Consider the following 16,210-nt stretch of genomic DNA (forward strand, 5'->3'; position numbering starts at 1 on the left):
TATTCTCCTTATTGGCCTGCCGCGCCAGAGGCGGGCAATGTCGGTGCCGATGCGGATGCGGGCGCAATGGCCGGCGCCACGGGCATCGCAGGTGCGGGCGCTGCAGAAGCCGCGCCTGCTGACGAACCGGCCTTCGAAGCCCCCGAGTCCGCCGCCTTGCTATACAGGAACTGTCCGATCAGGTTTTCCAGCACGATCGCCGACTGCGTCATCGAAATCGTGTCGCCGGCTTTCAGCATTTCGCTGTCGCCGCCCGGTTCGAGCCCGATGTACTGCTCACCGAGCAGGCCCGACGTCAGGATCTTCGCGGAGCTGTCCTTCGGAAACTGGTACTGCCTGTCGATATCGATTGTGACGACCGCCTGATACGCGTTGCTGTCGAAGCCGATCGATGCGACCCGGCCAACCGATACGCCCGCGCTCTTCACCGGCGCGCGCGGCTTCAGGCCGCCGATATTGTCGAACTTGAGCTTGAGCGGGTACGTCGCCTGAAACGACAGCGAGCTCATGTTGCCGGCCTTCAGCGCGAGAAACAGCAGCGCCACGAAACCCAGCACCACGAACAGGCCGACCCAAAAGTCGAGAGCAGTTTTTTTCATCGTCATCCCAAAGAGAATCCGCCGCCGGGTGACGCATCCGTGCGGCGCGACGAACGCGCGCCGCCTCGCGGATGCGACCCGCGCGGTCTTAGCTGAACATCAGTGCGGTCAGCAGGAAATCGAGGCCGAGTACGGCGAGCGACCCGTACACGACCGTTTTCGTGGTCGCGCGGGAGACGCCTTCCGGAGTGGGCTGTGCTTCGTAGCCCTGGAACAGCGCGATGAACGTCACCGCGAAGCCGAACACGATACTCTTGATCACGCCATTGCCGACGTCACGCCAGACGTCGACGCCACCCTGCATCTGCGACCAGAATGCGCCGGCGTCGACACCGATCATCAGCACGCCCACCACATACCCGCCGATCACGCCGACCGCGCTGAAAATCGCAGCGAGGATCGGCATCGAGATGATGCCCGCCCACATGCGCGGCGCGATGACGACCTTGAGCGGATCCACGCCCATCATCTCCATCGCGGTGAGTTGCTCACCCGCCTTCATCAGGCCGATCTCGGCGGTCAGCGACGTGCCCGCGCGACCCGCAAACAGCAGCGCGCTCACCACCGGCCCGAGTTCACGCACGAGCGACAGCGCGACGAGCAGCCCGAGCGCCTGCTCGGAACCATAGCGATTGAGCGTGTAATACCCCTGCAGCCCGAGCACGAAGCCGACGAAGAGCCCCGACACGGCAATGATCACGAGCGAATAATTACCGACGAAGTGGACCTGCTTCGTGACAAGCCGCGGCCGGCGCAGCAGCGGGAAGAATTCGAGCACGAGACGAATGAACATCCGCGTCGCATAGCCGGCGGTACCAAGGCCGCCGAGCACCGAGCGTCCAACCGTGCTGATCATGACTGACCTCCGCCGATGCCGAAGTCCGCCGCCAGCGGCGCTTTGCTCGGGTAATGGAATTTGAACGGGCCATCGGGCGCGCCGTCGATAAACTGGCGAACGGTCGGATCGGTCGACGCGCGCAGTTCGTCCGGCGTGCCTTCGGCGTGAACACCGCCGTTGGCGAGAAAGTAGACGTAATCGGCGATGGCAAACGATTCGGGCACGTCGTGCGTCACCAGGATCGACGTTGCGCCGAGCGCGCTGTTCAGCGCGCGGATCAGATTGGCGGTAATGCCGAGCGAGATCGGATCGAGACCGGCGAACGGTTCGTCGTACATCATCAGTTCGGGATCGAGCGCGATGGCGCGTGCGAGCGCGACGCGGCGCGCCATACCACCGGAAATCTCCGACGGCGCGAGATCGCGGGCGCCACGCAGGCCGACCGCATTGAGCTTCATCAGCACGAGGTCGCGGATCAGTTCTTCGGGCAGATCGGTGTGTTCGCGCAGCGCGAAGGCGACGTTTTCGAACACCGACATATCGGTGAAGAGCGCGCCGAACTGGAACAGCATGCCCATCTTGCGGCGCAGTGCGTACAGGCCTTCGCGCGTTTGCGCGCCGACGTCCTGGCCGTGGAACAGCACCTGGCCGCGGTTCGCGCGCACAAGGCCGCCGATCAGGCGCAGCACGGTGGTCTTGCCGCAACCCGAGCCGCCCATGACCGCGACCACCTGACCGCGCTGAAAGCGCAGGTTCAGGCCGGACAGGACGAGCCGGTCGCCATAGCCAAAGGCGACGTCGCGGAGCTCGAGAAGGGTCTCGGAAGAGGAAGGCACGAAACTGACAGTCCTTTTTGCGGTACGCGGAAGGCCGGATTATAGGGCCATCGTGAAAAAGCTGCCGTGACGTGCCCTGTCCCCCTTAAGGGTATCCCCCAATTATTGCAGAAACGCGTGTTGCAGTGCAGAAACCGCCGCGGCCGGATCGGCGGCGTCGGTGACGGCGCGGACCACGGCGGCGCAACCGACGCCCGTCGCCAGCACGTCCGGCAGCACCTGCCCGTCGATGCCGCCAATCGCGACCAGCGGCACGACGCCGTCCAGCAGCCTGACGTAGCGGGCCAGCCGGGCGAGGCCTTGCGGTGCGGTCGGCAGCGTTTTGGTCGTCGTCGGGAACACGGCGCCGAGCGCGAGATAGCTCGGACGGAAATGCAACGCGATGAGCATTTCGTAGTAGCCGTGCGTCGACAGACCGACGCGGATACCCGCGGCAGCGAGTTTGTGGAGGCCGGCGGCGTGGACGTCTTCCTGGCCGAGGTGCACGCCGTACGCGCCGGCTTCGAGCGCGGCCTGCCAGTGATCGTTGATGAAAACCTGCGCGTCGTGCTTTCGGCCCGCCGCGACGCTGCGTTCGATTTCGCCTTTCAGGGCGGCATCGGCGGTCTTGTGACGCAACTGAACCGTCTTCACGCCGAAATCCAGCACGCGCTCGACCCATTCGGCCGTCGGCAAAACCGGATACAGACCAAGCCGGTCCGGACAGCGCGGGAACGGCTGTGCGGGCGCTTCCGGCAAGCCCAGAACACGAGGGAAGCGCGTCAGCTCGACCGGCCAGGCATCGGCGCTGGCGGCTTCGTCGCCGTCGCGCCACGCCATGGCGAGCACCAGCGCGTTATGCGGCTCGAACCCACAGTCGAGGAACGCGGCCAGCGCGGCGATCCAGTCTTCCGAAAGATGGCCTTCGAGCGGATAGCGCTCGCCGCCGAGATGCAGCGTGGCGTTGTTGTCGGACGCCTCGATGACGCCGGCGCCCTTCACCAGCCATTTCGCCACATGCTCGCCGTGGTGCTGCAGATCGGCGACGATGATCAGGTCGCCGCCGTTCGGCTCGTCGGGCGCAGTCAGGCAGAGGCGCCACGGCGCGTGCGTCGGCGGCCAGTCGCCGAGACGGGCGCGGATGCGCTCGGCCGCTTCGGTGAGCTCGTCGGCCGGCGGCCAGAAGAGCTCGCGGCCCGGGTCGCGCCCCGCCAGCGTCAGCGTCCGCGTCATGCGGCGCTCCCATCCTGATGCCAGAACGGCATGCCGACGACCGGCGTGCTCGCGTGCGCGGTCTCACGTTCGGCCATCGGACCCGCAACATACGCGCTGCGTCCGGCCTCGACGCCCAGCGCGAACGCGCGCGCCATCGCTTCGGGGTGCGTCGCCTGCGATACCGCCGTGTTGAGCAGCACGCCGTCAAAGCCCCACTCCATCACCTGGCACGCATGCGACGGCACGCCGAGCCCGGCGTCGACGATCAGCGGCACGTCCGGCAGCCGTTCGCGCAGCACGCGCAGGCCGTACGGATTCACGACGCCCTTGCCGGTGCCGATCGGCGCGCCCCAGGGCATCAGCGCTTCGCAGCCGGCATCCAGCAGACGCCGGCCGATCACGAGGTCTTCCGTGCAATACGGCAGCACCTTGAAGCCATCTTTGACGAGTTGCGCGGCTGCTTCGATCAGGCCGACCGGATCGGGCTGCAGCGTGTAATCGTCGCCGATCAGTTCAAGCTTGATCCAGTCGGTTTCGAAGATTTCGCGCGCCATGTGCGCAGTCGTGACCGCCTCGCTGACGGTCTGGCAGCCGGCCGTGTTCGGCAGTAGCGGCACGCCGTGGCGTTTGAGCAGATCGAAGAAACCCGTTTCCGCGCCGCCTTCGTTCATCTGCCGGCGCAGCGCGACGGTGACCATGCCGGGCCGGGCGGCGTCGATCGAATCGGACAGCGACTGCAGCGAGGGATAACGCGACGTGCCAAGCAGCACGCGGCTCGCGAAGGTCTGGCCGTAGAGCGTGAGCGCGTCGGCGGGCGCGGAGGCGAGGGAAAGGGAAGTCATGTTGGAATCCTTGCGTCTGGCAATGTGCGCTGAGCGGTGGCGGCTCTGGCGGCGGGATCAGCCGCCCGCGACGGGTTGCACGACGTCGAGCCTGTCGCCGGGCTGCAATGCGCGGGCCGCGTGCTGGGTCCGCGCGACGAAATCACCGTTCAGCGCGACGGCAAACGGCGGGCGGGCGCCGAAGGCGGTCAGCGCGTCAGCGACCGTCGCGCCTTCGGGCAGCGAGAGCGGCCTCTGGTTGATGTGTATATCCATGATGTTCAGGTTCAATCGATGGCAGCGCGGCTTCGATCAGGCCAGCGCCTGCCGGGTATCCAGGTGAAAAAGATCGGTCCAGCGCGCATCGCGCCGCCAGTCCTCGAAAGCGTCGGTATCGGCGACGCGTCCGTCGAGCAGCGCGCCGGCGAGACGCACGGCCTCTTCAGCGACTTCGGGCGCGATCATGTAGCCATGCCGGTACAGCCCGTTCACGCGCAGCAGGGTGGCACCGTCCCAGACGAGCGCCGGACGGTGATCCGGCAAAGTCGGCCGGCATTGCGAATTCAGCTCGAGAATGCGCGCCTCGCCGAAACCCGGATGCACCGAAAACGCCGCGCTCAGTAACTCCAGCGCCGAGCGCACGGTGACCGGCGACATATCCTCACCTTCGATTTCCGTCGCGCCGATCACGTACAGGTCGTTCTGCTTCGGCGCGATATACAGCGGGTAACGCGGATGCAGCAAGCGCACCGGCCGCGTGAGCGCGATGCCCGGCGCGTGAACGCGCGCCACTTCGCCCCGAATGCCACGCAGCGTCGGCCATGCTGGCTTCGCGCCAAGCCCGCGGCAATCGATCGTCACGCGCGCGGCCGGAAATGCGTGATCGTCGACGGGCGTGTTCCAGTGCGTTTGGACGCCGCGTTCTGCCAGCCCGGCCGCCAGCGCGGCGAGCACCTGGCGGTTGTCGAGCTGGCCCTCATGGGGCAACAACCAGCCCTGCGTAAAGCGGCCGGCCAGCGCGGGCTCGGCGGCGCCGACCTGCGCGCCCGACAGCTTCAGAAATCCGCCCTCCACCATTTCCGCGGGCGCATTCGCGCGCACCCGACGTTCGAACAGCGGCGCTTCATTGCGATCCGAGTGATGCCAGACGACGAGCGTGCCATTGCGCTGGAAAAACACCGGCTCCGGCAACTCGGCCAGCAAACGCGGCCACCTTTCCAGCGACGCCTCGCCCAGCCTGGTAATCAGCAGTTCGGCGCTGGCGGCTTCGGCGAGCGGCGCGAGCATCGCGGCCGCCACCCACGCGGCAGCCTGCGTGCCCGCCGCGTCGCCGCGCTCGTACAGCGCGACGCGATGCCCGGCGCCAGCCAGCCGCCACGCAACGAGGCGTCCGCACAAGCCGCCGCCGATCACGGCAAAATCGGGTTGTTGAGCGCGGGCATTCATCGCCACGCTCCCGGCGCGCACGAAGCGTTGCCAGTAACGGTGACGTACATGAAGCTAAAAACTGAAGAATAAGCGGTCATCGAATCCTTTCCGTACGGCAGAAAGCGCACGTACCCAAGGACGAAACCGGCGGGCGAGGCCGGCCGGGCGTAAAGCGCATCCAGTGACGGACGGCGCCCGGCGGGGAATGGAAGAAGTGGAAACTTCCGGAAACTTCCCGCGCCGGTATTACCCGGATCGGGTGCGAAGGGTCTCTCTCAGCCTCGCCACAACTCCATGGAAAGCCCATGCAGCCCGCACGCGAAGCACCCCTGTTTCGTCAAAAGTCATTAGACCATAAAAGGCGCGGCAGCCGCAAACCGGCCGGATGGCCAGTGTCCGGGGCAAATCAATACGGCCACGGGCGGTGGTCTGGCACAATGGCGCGTCAACGGGGATGCGCGGCGCGTCACGACACGCCGCGCCTTCGATCATTTAAGTTCAGGTTAAGCCTGGGTCAGGACAATCCGGCCCGAGAGCGAACGTGCGCGACGGCGTCACTGGACGTGCCCGTGCGTAGCGCCACTCCGTTTTAAAGGACGCTTATGACTGAAAAACCAACGGGCTCCGCGGATACCGATATCACCGCATGGGGTCTCATCAAGCCATACTGGGTGTCCGAGGACCGATGGCGCGCGCGAGGACTCCTCGCGATCGTGATCGCGATGAACATGACAATGGTCGCGGCCAACGTCTGGTTCAACAGCTGGCAGCGCACCTTCTTCGATGCGATCCAGCAATACAACTTCCCCGTCTTCAAATATTCGCTGCTGCAGTTCACCGTCATCGCGATGGCGCTGATCCTGCTCGGGTCGTACCGCACGTACTTCCGGCAGATGCTCGAGTTCCGCTGGCGACAGTGGCTCACCACGAAGTATCTGCACGACTGGCTCGGCGATCGCGCCTACTACCGCATCGAGCGCGACAGCCTCGCGGACAACCCCGACCAGCGGGTGTCCGTCGACCTGCAGGCGCTCGCGAGCGCGACGCTCAATCTGGCGCTTGGCCTGCTGTCGACCACCGTCACGCTGTTCTCGTTCATCGTGATCCTGTGGAACCTGTCCGGCGCGCTGGCGTTTCATCTGTTCGGTGTCGCGTTCAACATTCCTGGCTATATGGTGTGGGCGGCGCTCGTCTACGCGGCGCTCGGCTCGTACGTGACGCACAAGGTCAACCATCCGCTGGTATCGATCAACTATCAGCAACAGCGCGTCGAGGCTGACTTCCGTTTCTCGCTGATCCGCATCCGCGAAAACGCCGACCAGATCGCGCTATATCAGGGCGAGCCCGCCGAAGAACGCGCGCTGAAGGGCGTATTCGGACACATCCGCGATAACTGGCGTCTCGTCATGCGTTTCACGCGGCGCTTCAATATCGTCGTGATCAGCTACTCGCAGCTGGCGGTCGTGTTTCCCTATATCGCGGCTGCACCGAAGTACTTTTCGAAGAGCATCACGTTCGGTATGTACCAGCAGGTGACGGGCGCGTTCGGCACCGTCAGCGATTCGTTTTCGTGGTTCATCAACAATTACGATTCGCTCGCCGAATGGCGCGCTACCGTGAACCGTCTGCGGGAATTCCACCGCGTAATGGGCGACCAGCATCTGCGCGAATCCGTTTCGGGTGGCACGTTTCACGGTGGCATCAACGTGCGCATGACGGACACGAAGACGCTCGCGGTCGACGATCTGCTTCTGCAGCATCCGGATGGCACGCCGCTGTCGAATATCGGCTCGTTCAACATTGCGCCGAGATCGCGCTGGCTCGTGCGTGGACCGTCGGGTTCCGGCAAGAGCACGCTGATGCGCACGCTGGCCGGCCTCTGGCCGTTCGGCGAAGGCACGATCGACGTGCCGGTCGGCGCAAAACTGATGTTCGTGCCGCAAAGCAGCTATCTGCCGATCGGCACGCTGAAGGCAGCGCTCGCCTACCCGTCCGACGAAAGCGTGTTCACCGATGAAGCCTGTCGCGAAGCGCTTACTGCCTGCAATCTGCCCGAACTCGCGGATCGTCTCGCCGAAGCGACGCACTGGGAACGCACGCTGTCGCCGGGTGAACAGCAGCGTCTGGCTGCCGCTCGCGTGCTGCTGCAAAAGCCCGACTACCTGTTCCTCGACGAAGCCACGAGCGCGCTCGATCCCGATAATGAGTCGGTGATCTACACGGTGCTCAACGAGCGTCTACCGGAGACGGCGATTGTGAGCGTCGCGCATCGCAAGACACTCGAGGCGTTCCACACCCAGACGTTGCTCGTCGAGCGCGCGCTGGAACGCGCGGCGGCATAACGGCGTCGTTCGATCGCGTCGTGCTGATCACCGGCGCCGGTTCGGGAATCGGCGCGGCGCCCGCACTCGCTGTCGCGTCCAGGCTCACGTCGAAGCTGGACTACGCCAGCGGCACGCTCGCCAGCGCGCTGTAACGCGCGCCGTGTCGGGCGAGCGTGCTGGAATACAGCACCAGAGATTCGAAATGCGCGGTGATCGGCGGTGGCGCTTGAGGCGTGCCGTCGATCGCGATCGCCTCCCGGTTGAAGCGGGCCAGTGTGATGTGCGGCCGGAACGTGCGCGCGTCGACGGGTAAATCGAGTTCCAGCATCAACGAGCGGATCCGCCAGTCGAGTGCAACGAACTCATCCGACATCTCCAGCGTCGCTACGGTCAAACGCGGACGGTTTGCGCTCGGCCAGTGTTCGATGTGGGTGACAGCGGCAGGCGTCATGGGTACGGCATTGGCCTTCAACGCTTCGGCCAGCGCCTCACCATGCTCGATAGAAAGTGCGCCGATGAACGTCACCGTCAGATGCAGCTGCTCATAAGGCACGCGACGTGCCGTCGAAACAAGCGGCACGGCAGCGAGCGCGTCGCGCGTCGCTACGTCCGGGGCGAGTGCGATGAAGCAGCGTTGCCAGCCTTCGGTCATGGGCGTGTTCCGTCGTCGTCGCGAGCAAGCAGGCAGCAAGCGGGGTTAGGCGCGCCTTCCACTCTACCCCGGCCCATCGCTGGATCACAGACGTAAAAAAGCCGGGTCACCCTGTCGGGCGCCCGGCTTTCCGTTACCGCTTTGTCGTCTCCACCTCTTCCTGCAAAAGCTGCATCGACGCGATGCCGCAGCATACCAGCCGCGCCGAAGTGGAACAAATTAACGCGGCAGTTCCGAATGCCCCATCAGGTACGCATCGACCGAACGCGCGCACTGACGGCCTTCGCGGATCGCCCACACCACCAGCGACTGCCCGCGACGCATATCGCCCGCCGTGAACACCTTGTCCACCGACGTGTAATACGCCTTGTCACCTTCGGTCGAAGCACGCACATTGCCGCGCGCATCCTTGTCGACGCCGAACGCTTCGAGCACGGGCGAAACCGGCGCCGTGAAGCCCATCGCGAGCAGCACGAGGTCGGCCTTCATTTCGAACTCGGAACCTGGCACTTCCTGCATCTTGCCGTCCTTCCATTCGACGCGCGCCGCGACCAGCTTCTCGACCTTGCCGTTCTTGCCTTCAAGACGTTTGGTCGCCACGGCCCAATCGCGCTCGCAGCCTTCGTCATGCGACGACGACGTGCGCAGCTTGACCGGCCAGTACGGCCACACGAGCGGCTTGTTCTCTTCTTCCGGCGGTTGCGGCAGCAGTTCGAACTGCGTGATGCTCTTCGCGCCATGACGGTTCGAGGTGCCGACACAGTCCGAGCCCGTATCGCCGCCGCCGATCACGACCACATGCTTGCCCTTTGCGAGCAGCTGATCGGCAACCTTGTCGCCAGCGTTGACCTTGTTCTGCTGCGGCAGGAAATCCATCGCGTAATGGATGCCTTCGAGCTCGCGTCCCGGCACCGGCAGATCGCGCGGCGTTTCCGAACCGCCAGCAATCACGACGGCGTCGAACTGTTCTTTCAGTTCGTCCGGCGTGATCGTGTCCTTCGCCGTGTTGCCGATGTACGCCGGCAGCGAATCCTTCTTGCCGACGAACACGTTCGCGCGGAACGTCACGCCTTCCGCTTCCATCTGGCGCATGCGGCGGTCGATCAGCCACTTTTCCAGCTTGAAGTCAGGAATGCCATAACGCAGCAGACCACCGATCCGATCGTTCTTTTCGAACACGGTGACATCGTGCCCCGCTCGCGCGAGTTGCTGCGCGGCGGCCAGACCGGCGGGGCCAGAACCGACGACGGCGACCTTCTTGCCCGTCTTGTGATTCGGCGGCTGCGGCGCGACCCAGCCTTCGGCCCACGCCTTGTCGATGATCGCGTGTTCGATCGACTTGATACCGACCGGATCGTCGTTGATACCGAGCGTGCACGCCGCTTCGCACGGCGCCGGGCAGATGCGGCCCGTGAACTCGGGGAAGTTGTTCGTCGAGTGCAAAACTTCGATCGCGCTCTTCCAGTCCTGATGGAACACCAGGTCGTTGAAGTCCGGGATGATGTTGTTCACCGGGCAGCCGCTGTTGCAGAACGGAATGCCGCAGTCCATGCAACGCGCGCCTTGAATCTTGGCTTCGTCGTCGGCGAGTGCCGCGACGAATTCCTTGTAGTGCTTCACACGCGTGAGCGGAGCTTCGTACGCCTCATGGCGGCGTTCGAACTCGAGAAAACCGGTTGCCTTGCCCATATGGTTCTCTTCTCTATCTTTATCAGGTGGGGTGATCCGCGCCCGCCGCTCTGAAGCGGCAGGCGCCTGTTTCTACTTTCGCTGGCTGTAGCGGGCCTTAGCTGGCTTTTTGCGCTGCGAAGATCAAGCGGCGAGTACTTCCTTCGCTGCCTTCTTCGCGCCCATCTCGCCGAGTGCGCGCTTGTATTCCATCGGGAATACCTTCACGAACTGACGTCGCGACGCGTCCCAGTTTTCGAGCAGCGCCTTCGCACGCGGCGAACCCGTGAACTGGAAGTGCCCCTCGATGAGCCCCTTGAGCAGCGCTTCGTCGGTCTGAGCGGTGTGCCACAGTGCGCGGTCGACCGTGCGTTCCTGTTCGGCCTGTTGCAGCACCGGTTCGAGCGCGACCATCGACTTGTTGCACTTGCCGGCGAACGTATTGTCCGGATCGAACACATACGCGATACCGCCCGACATACCCGCCGCAAAGTTGCGGCCCGTTTCGCCGAGCACGACGACCGTACCGCCCGTCATGTATTCACAGCCGTGGTCGCCGGTGCCTTCGACAACCGCCGTCGCGCCCGAGTTACGCACGCAGAAGCGCTCGCCCGCCACGCCGCGGAAGAACGATTCGCCTTCGATCGCGCCGTACATCACCGTATTGCCGCAGATGATGTTTTCTTCGGACTTGCCGCGGAAATCGTTCGTCGGACGGATGATGATGCGGCCGCCCGACAGACCCTTGCCGACGTAGTCGTTACCATCGCCGACGAGATCCAGCGTGATGCCCTTCGCGAGGAACGCGCCGAAGCTCTGACCGGCCGTGCCCTTCAGCTGGATGTGGATCGTGTCGTCAGGCAGGCCGTCGTGGCCGTACTTCTTCGCGATCGTGCCGGACAGCATCGCGCCGACCGTACGGTTCACGTTGCGCACGGGCTGGATGAACGAGACGTGCTCGCCCTTCTCGATCGCCGCCTTCGACTTCTCGATCAGCACGTGATCGAGCGCGCGGTCAAGGCCGTGGTCCTGCACATCGACGTGCTTGCGCGCCACTTCCGCCGAAACCTGCGGCTGGTAGAACACGCGAGAGAAGTCGAGACCCCTCGCCTTCCAGTGCTCGACGCCCTTCTTCATGTCGAGCAGTTCGGCGTGACCGATCAGGTCATCGAACTTGCGGATGCCCAGTTGCGCCATGATTTCGCGCGCTTCTTCAGCAACGAAGAAGAAGAAGTTGACGACGTGTTCCGGCTGGCCCTTGAACTTCGCACGCAGCACCGGATCCTGCGTCGCGACGCCGACCGGGCACGTGTTCAGGTGACACTTGCGCATCATGATGCAGCCCTCGACGACGAGCGGCGCCGTCGCGAAGCCGAATTCGTCGGCGCCGAGCAGCGCGCCGATCACGACATCGCGGCCGGTCTTCATCTGGCCGTCGGCCTGCACGCGGATACGGCCGCGCAGCTGGTTCAGCACCAGGGTTTGCTGCGTTTCAGCGAGACCGAGTTCCCACGGCGTGCCAGCGTGCTTGATCGACGACAGCGGCGAAGCGCCCGTGCCGCCATCATGGCCCGCGATCACGACGTGATCGGCCTTTGCTTTCGCGACACCCGCGGCAACCGTACCGACGCCCGATTCCGATACGAGCTTCACCGAGATGCTCGCTGCCGAATTCGCGTTCTTCAGATCGTGGATCAGCTGCGCCAGATCTTCGATCGAGTAGATGTCGTGGTGCGGCGGCGGCGAAATCAGGCCGACGCCCGGCACCGAGTAACGCAGCTTGCCGATGTACTCGGACACTTTGTGACCCGGCAGCTGGCCGCCTTCACCCGGCTTCGCGCCCTGCGCCATCTTGATCTGGATCTGGTCGGCCGAAGCGAGGTATTCCGCCGTCACGCCGAAACGGCCCGACGCCACCTGCTTGATCTTCGAGCGCAGCGAATCGCCATCCTTCAGCGGAATATCGACGATCACTTCGTCGCCGATCACCGACTTCATCGTGTCGCCGTTCCTGATCGGAATGCCGCGCAGTTCGTTGCGGTAACGGTTTTCGTCCTCGCCGCCTTCGCCGGTGTTCGACTTGCCCCCGATGCGGTTCATCGCAACTGCCAGCGTGGCGTGCGCTTCGGTCGAAATCGAGCCGAGCGACATCGCGCCCGTTGCAAAGCGCTTGACGATGTCTTTCGCCGATTCGACTTCGTCGAGCGGAATCGCCTTCGTCGGATCGAACTTGAACTCGAACAGGCCGCGGAACGTCATGTGACGCTTCGTCTGATCGTTGATCAGATGCGCGTATTCCTTGTACGTCTGATAAGAGTTGCTGCGCGCCGAGTGTTGCAGCTTCGCGATCGCGTCCGGCGTCCACATGTGTTCTTCACCGCGCACGCGGTACGCGTACTCGCCGCCCGCGTCGAGCATCGTCGCGAGCACCGGGCTGTCGCCGAATGCTTCGCGATGCAGGCGGATCGCCTCTTCAGCCACGTCGAAGAGACCAATGCCACCGACCTTCGACGACGTGCCGTGGAAGTACTTCAGCACCAGATCTTCAGCGAGGCCGACAGCCTCGAAAATCTGCGCACCGGTGTACGACATGTACGTCGAAATGCCCATCTTCGACATGACCTTCTGCAGGCCCTTGCCGACTGCCTTCGTGAAGTTGTAGATCGCCTTGTCCGCCGACAGGTCGCCCTTCAAACCCTGTGCGAGTTGCGCGAGCGTTTCCAGCGCGAGGTACGGGTGCACGGCTTCCGCGCCGTAGCCCGCGAGCAGCGCGAAGTGGTGCGTTTCACGCGCCGAACCGGTTTCGACGACGAGACCCGTGCTCGTACGCAAACCATGCTGCACGAGGTGCGTATGGATCGCGGCGGTAGCCAGCAGCGCCGGAATCGCGACGTTGTCGCGGTCGGTGCGGCGATCGGACACGATCAGCATGTTGTAGCCGGACTTCACGGCGTCGACTGCTTCCGCGCACAGCGACGCGAGACGCGCCTCGATGCCTTCCTTGCCCCATGCCACCGGATAGCAGATGTTCAGTTCATACGAACTGAACTTGCCGCCCGTGTACTGATCGATCGCGCGGATCTTCGCGATGTCGCGGAAGTCGAGCACCGGCTGCGACACTTCGAGACGCATCGGCGGGTTGATGTTGTTCGTGTCGAGCAGGTTCGGCTTCGGACCGACGAACGACACCAGCGACATCACCATGTTTTCGCGGATCGGATCGATCGGCGGGTTCGTGACCTGCGCGAACAGCTGCTTGAAGTAGTGATAGAGCGTCTTGTTCTTGTTGGACATGACGGCCAGCGGCGAGTCGTTGCCCATCGAGCCGACGGCTTCTTCACCGGCTTGCGCCATCGGCGCCATCAGGAACTTGAGGTCTTCCTGCGTGTAGCCGAACGCCTGCTGGCGATCCAGCAAGGCAGCAGGTTCGCGGCGTTCCGTGACGACGTCTTCGGCCTTCGGCTCGATTTCGTCGAGCTTGATGCGCACGGCGTCGATCCAGCTCTTGTACGGCTTCGCATTCGCGAGGTTGTCCTTCAGTTCCTTGTCGTCGATGATGCGGCCGTGTTCCATGTCGATCAGGAACATCTTGCCCGGCTGCAGACGCCACTTCTTGACGATCTTCGATTCAGGAATCGGCAGCACGCCGGCTTCCGACGCCATGATGACCAGGTCGTCGTCGGTGATGATGTAGCGCGCCGGACGCAGGCCGTTACGGTCGAGCGTCGCGCCGATCTGGCGGCCGTCGGTAAATGCGATTGCAGCGGGGCCGTCCCACGGCTCCATCATCGCGGCGTGGTATTCGTAGAACGCGCGGCGGTTGTCGTCCATCAACGTGTGCTGTTCCCACGCTTCCGGGATCATCATCATCATTGCGTGGACGAGCGGGTAGCCGGCCATCACGAGCAGTTCGAGACAGTTGTCGAACGAAGCCGTATCCGATTGACCCGGATAGATCAGCGGCCACAGTTTCGGCAGGTCGTCGCCGAGCACATGGCTCGCGATCGCGCCGGTACGGGCGTTCAGCCAGTTGACGTTGCCCTTCACCGTGTTGATTTCGCCGTTGTGAGCGATCATCCGGTACGGGTGCGCCAGTTCCCATGCCGGGAACGTGTTCGTCGAGAAGCGCTGGTGCACGAGCGCGAGCGCCGACACCGTGCGGTCGTCCTGCAGGTCGCGGTAATACACACCGACCTGGCCCGCCAGCAGCAGACCCTTGTACACCACCGTGCGCGCCGACATTGACGGCACGAAGTATTCCTTGCCGTGCTTGAGCTTGAGCGCCTGGATGCGGTGGCTCGCGGTCTTGCGGATCACGTACAGCTTCCGCTCCAGCGCGTCGGTCACCATGATGTCCTTGCCGCGGCCGATGAAGATCTGGCGGATCAGCGGCTCGCTCGCCTTGACGGTGGGCGAAATCGGCATCGTGTGGTCGACCGGCACATCGCGCCAGCCCAGCACGACCTGGCCTTCCGCCTTCACCGTACGTTCGAGTTCCTGTTCGCACGCGAGGCGCGACGCATGTTCCTTCGGCAGGAAAATCATGCCGACGCCGTATTCGCCTTCCGGCGGCAGCGTCACGCCCTGCTTTGCCATTTCCTCGCGATAGAAACCGTCCGGCACCTGAATCAGAATGCCCGCGCCGTCGCCCATCAGCGGATCGGCGCCGACGGCGCCCCGGTGATCGAGATTCTCGAGGATCTTCAGGCCTTGCTGGACGATCTCATGGCTTTTCTTGCCCTTGATGTGGGCGACGAAGCCGACGCCGCAGGCGTCATGTTCGTTTTGCGGGTCGTAGAGACCTTGCGCGGCGGGAACCGAAGACGTCGGTTGCAGGTGGTCGTTCATGGGGACACCGTCTGTAGGGGGCCGATCGGCCGTTTAACCATTTTTCTGTTGCCCGCGGTGTGCACTGCAACCGCGTGGCCGGTCGAGTTTCCAGAGTGGTGCACGCTCAGGAATCGCCGGAAATCGAAATATACGCGACGAATCAAAGGAATAGCAAATAAAACACGATGGTACGACCCCTATTATCAGATTGGTGCATTGCGATGCTTTTTTATTGGTGCCATATCATAAAGGTGCAAAAGAAAACGGCATGCGAAGATGCCGTCGGTTTTGCAGAGCATTGATCCGAAAGGCTTATTGCGTCTGCGGCGTTTCGCGGACCTTGCGTGGCCGACCTCGGGGCAACGGCGAAACACGTCGGTTAGCCGCGCGCGCCGCCCACTCGCGATAGGTCTCGCTGCCGAGCACCCAGCCCTTCAACGTGGCCTGTTGAAGCTGGTTCGTCTCGCGTTCATCGAGTGGTTGTTCACACAGTTCGCGATACGCACGCTGCCGTTCAAACGGCGTGTTGCCGAGTGACCAGTACAACGGGTGATCGGTGATGAGACTGTCGAGCGTCAGACCGATGTGATGCCGGTAGCTCGACCACCGATAGTCCTCTGGCGCGCTCACCAGCTGCATGCGTACCGGGCACATTTCCACGACGCGGCTCGCAAGCAGAAAGTATCGCTCGCCTTCGATGACGGTCGCGCGATAGCGGCCTTCCCACAGCGTGCCGCGTCGCGCGTAACGACGGTTGAAGTGCGCCACGTAGCGGCGACCGACTGCCTGCATCGCCTTCGGCAGACTCGACTCTTCCGAAGGTGTGACGAGCAGCTGCACCGCGCCCGGCATCAGGACGTACGCGTGTATCGCCAGGCGATGATCGCGCGACGCTGCCTTGAGGCAATCGATAAAGAGCTCGTAGTCCTGGTCGTCGACAAATGCGGGCTGCTGGTCGAGTCCGCGCAGGATCACGTGCTGCGGCTGGTCGGGGACATAAAGACGTGCTAGCCGTGCCAT

At 63.8% G+C, this 16,210-nt stretch carries 12 protein-coding genes and 1 riboswitch; of the genes, 1 reads left to right on the forward strand and 11 read right to left on the reverse strand.

Translation table 11 applies throughout. The features are described 5' to 3' along the window. Positions 1–8: 8 nt before the first annotated feature. The 7 genes from mlaD to P3T16_RS28780 all read right to left on the reverse strand — a co-directional run bounded on the left by mlaD (position 9) and on the right by P3T16_RS28780 (position 5,734). On the reverse strand, positions 9–599 hold the full coding sequence (mlaD, locus tag P3T16_RS28750) for an outer membrane lipid asymmetry maintenance protein MlaD (protein WP_429259333.1): 591 nt from the start codon (positions 597–599) through the stop codon (positions 9–11). An 88-nt stretch (positions 600–687) separates the two neighbouring features. Then, the gene (mlaE, locus tag P3T16_RS28755) at positions 688–1,455 is read right to left on the reverse strand and encodes a lipid asymmetry maintenance ABC transporter permease subunit MlaE (protein WP_429344850.1); all 768 of its coding nucleotides are present in this window, start codon (positions 1,453–1,455) and stop codon (positions 688–690) included. Then, positions 1,452–2,273, reverse strand: coding sequence for an ABC transporter ATP-binding protein (locus P3T16_RS28760; protein WP_429259331.1), 822 nt, complete (start codon positions 2,271–2,273; stop codon positions 1,452–1,454). Before P3T16_RS28760 ends, mlaE begins: the two co-directional genes overlap by 4 nt. Positions 2,274–2,375: 102 nt before the next feature. Further along, complete coding sequence (locus P3T16_RS28765) at positions 2,376–3,485, reverse strand: thiamine phosphate synthase (RefSeq protein WP_429259330.1); 1,110 nt, start codon at positions 3,483–3,485, stop codon at positions 2,376–2,378. Further along, positions 3,482–4,309, reverse strand: a complete 828-nt coding sequence (locus P3T16_RS28770) for a thiazole synthase (protein WP_429344851.1) — start codon at positions 4,307–4,309, stop codon at positions 3,482–3,484. The genes P3T16_RS28765 and P3T16_RS28770 overlap by 4 nt, the downstream gene beginning before the upstream one ends. Positions 4,310–4,366: 57 nt before the next feature. Continuing rightward, positions 4,367–4,564, reverse strand: a complete 198-nt coding sequence (gene thiS / locus P3T16_RS28775) for a sulfur carrier protein ThiS (protein ID WP_429259420.1) — start codon at positions 4,562–4,564, stop codon at positions 4,367–4,369. A gap of 36 nt (positions 4,565–4,600) precedes the next feature. After that, the gene (locus P3T16_RS28780; protein ID WP_429259328.1) at positions 4,601–5,734 is read right to left on the reverse strand and encodes an FAD-dependent oxidoreductase; all 1,134 of its coding nucleotides are present in this window, start codon (positions 5,732–5,734) and stop codon (positions 4,601–4,603) included. A gap of 197 nt (positions 5,735–5,931) precedes the next feature. Beyond that, positions 5,932–6,057, reverse strand: a riboswitch (TPP riboswitch). A gap of 261 nt (positions 6,058–6,318) precedes the next feature. Here P3T16_RS28780 and P3T16_RS28785 point away from each other — a divergent pair. Then, positions 6,319–8,058: an ABC transporter ATP-binding protein/permease gene (locus P3T16_RS28785; RefSeq protein ID WP_429259327.1), complete on the forward strand. Its 1,740-nt coding sequence runs from the start codon at positions 6,319–6,321 to the stop codon at positions 8,056–8,058. Between the two features lie 100 nt (positions 8,059–8,158). Here the strand turns inward: P3T16_RS28785 and thpR are convergent, their stop codons facing one another. From thpR to P3T16_RS28805, 4 genes are all read right to left on the reverse strand, one after another. After that, entirely contained in the window at positions 8,159–8,692 is a 534-nt protein-coding gene (gene thpR / locus P3T16_RS28790) for an RNA 2',3'-cyclic phosphodiesterase (RefSeq protein WP_429259326.1), read from the reverse strand. 219 nt (positions 8,693–8,911) lie between these two features. Continuing rightward, positions 8,912–10,381: a glutamate synthase subunit beta gene (locus P3T16_RS28795; RefSeq protein ID WP_429344852.1), complete on the reverse strand. Its 1,470-nt coding sequence runs from the start codon at positions 10,379–10,381 to the stop codon at positions 8,912–8,914. 123 nt (positions 10,382–10,504) lie between these two features. After that, the gene (locus tag P3T16_RS28800; protein WP_429344853.1) at positions 10,505–15,208 is read right to left on the reverse strand and encodes a glutamate synthase-related protein; all 4,704 of its coding nucleotides are present in this window, start codon (positions 15,206–15,208) and stop codon (positions 10,505–10,507) included. A 294-nt stretch (positions 15,209–15,502) separates the two neighbouring features. After that, a complete protein-coding gene (locus P3T16_RS28805; RefSeq protein ID WP_429259323.1) occupies positions 15,503–16,210 on the reverse strand; it encodes a transposase in 708 nt (235 codons plus the stop codon).

This window comes from Paraburkholderia sp. GAS42 (genome assembly GCF_050436565.1).
Lineage (GTDB): Bacteria > Pseudomonadota > Gammaproteobacteria > Burkholderiales > Burkholderiaceae > Paraburkholderia.

What these genes read in the sequence shown, in the direction of transcription:
- P3T16_RS28800 (WP_429344853.1), bottom strand. Translation starts at nt 15,208, where the DNA reads ATGAACGACCACCTGCAACCGACGTCTTCGGTTCCCGCCGCGCAAGGT.
- P3T16_RS28805 (WP_429259323.1), bottom strand. Translation starts at nt 16,210, where the DNA reads ATGGCACGGCTAGCACGTCTTTATGTCCCCGACCAGCCGCAGCACGTG.
- thpR (WP_429259326.1), bottom strand. Translation starts at nt 8,692, where the DNA reads ATGACCGAAGGCTGGCAACGCTGCTTCATCGCACTCGCCCCGGACGTA.
- P3T16_RS28795 (WP_429344852.1), bottom strand. Translation starts at nt 10,381, where the DNA reads ATGGGCAAGGCAACCGGTTTTCTCGAGTTCGAACGCCGCCATGAGGCG.
- mlaD (WP_429259333.1), bottom strand. Translation starts at nt 599, where the DNA reads ATGAAAAAAACTGCTCTCGACTTTTGGGTCGGCCTGTTCGTGGTGCTG.
- P3T16_RS28770 (WP_429344851.1), bottom strand. Translation starts at nt 4,309, where the DNA reads ATGACTTCCCTTTCCCTCGCCTCCGCGCCCGCCGACGCGCTCACGCTC.
- mlaE (WP_429344850.1), bottom strand. Translation starts at nt 1,455, where the DNA reads ATGATCAGCACGGTTGGACGCTCGGTGCTCGGCGGCCTTGGTACCGCC.
- P3T16_RS28780 (WP_429259328.1), bottom strand. Translation starts at nt 5,734, where the DNA reads ATGAATGCCCGCGCTCAACAACCCGATTTTGCCGTGATCGGCGGCGGC.
- P3T16_RS28765 (WP_429259330.1), bottom strand. Translation starts at nt 3,485, where the DNA reads ATGACGCGGACGCTGACGCTGGCGGGGCGCGACCCGGGCCGCGAGCTC.
- P3T16_RS28785 (WP_429259327.1), top strand. Translation starts at nt 6,319, where the DNA reads ATGACTGAAAAACCAACGGGCTCCGCGGATACCGATATCACCGCATGG.
- thiS (WP_429259420.1), bottom strand. Translation starts at nt 4,564, where the DNA reads ATGGATATACACATCAACCAGAGGCCGCTCTCGCTGCCCGAAGGCGCG.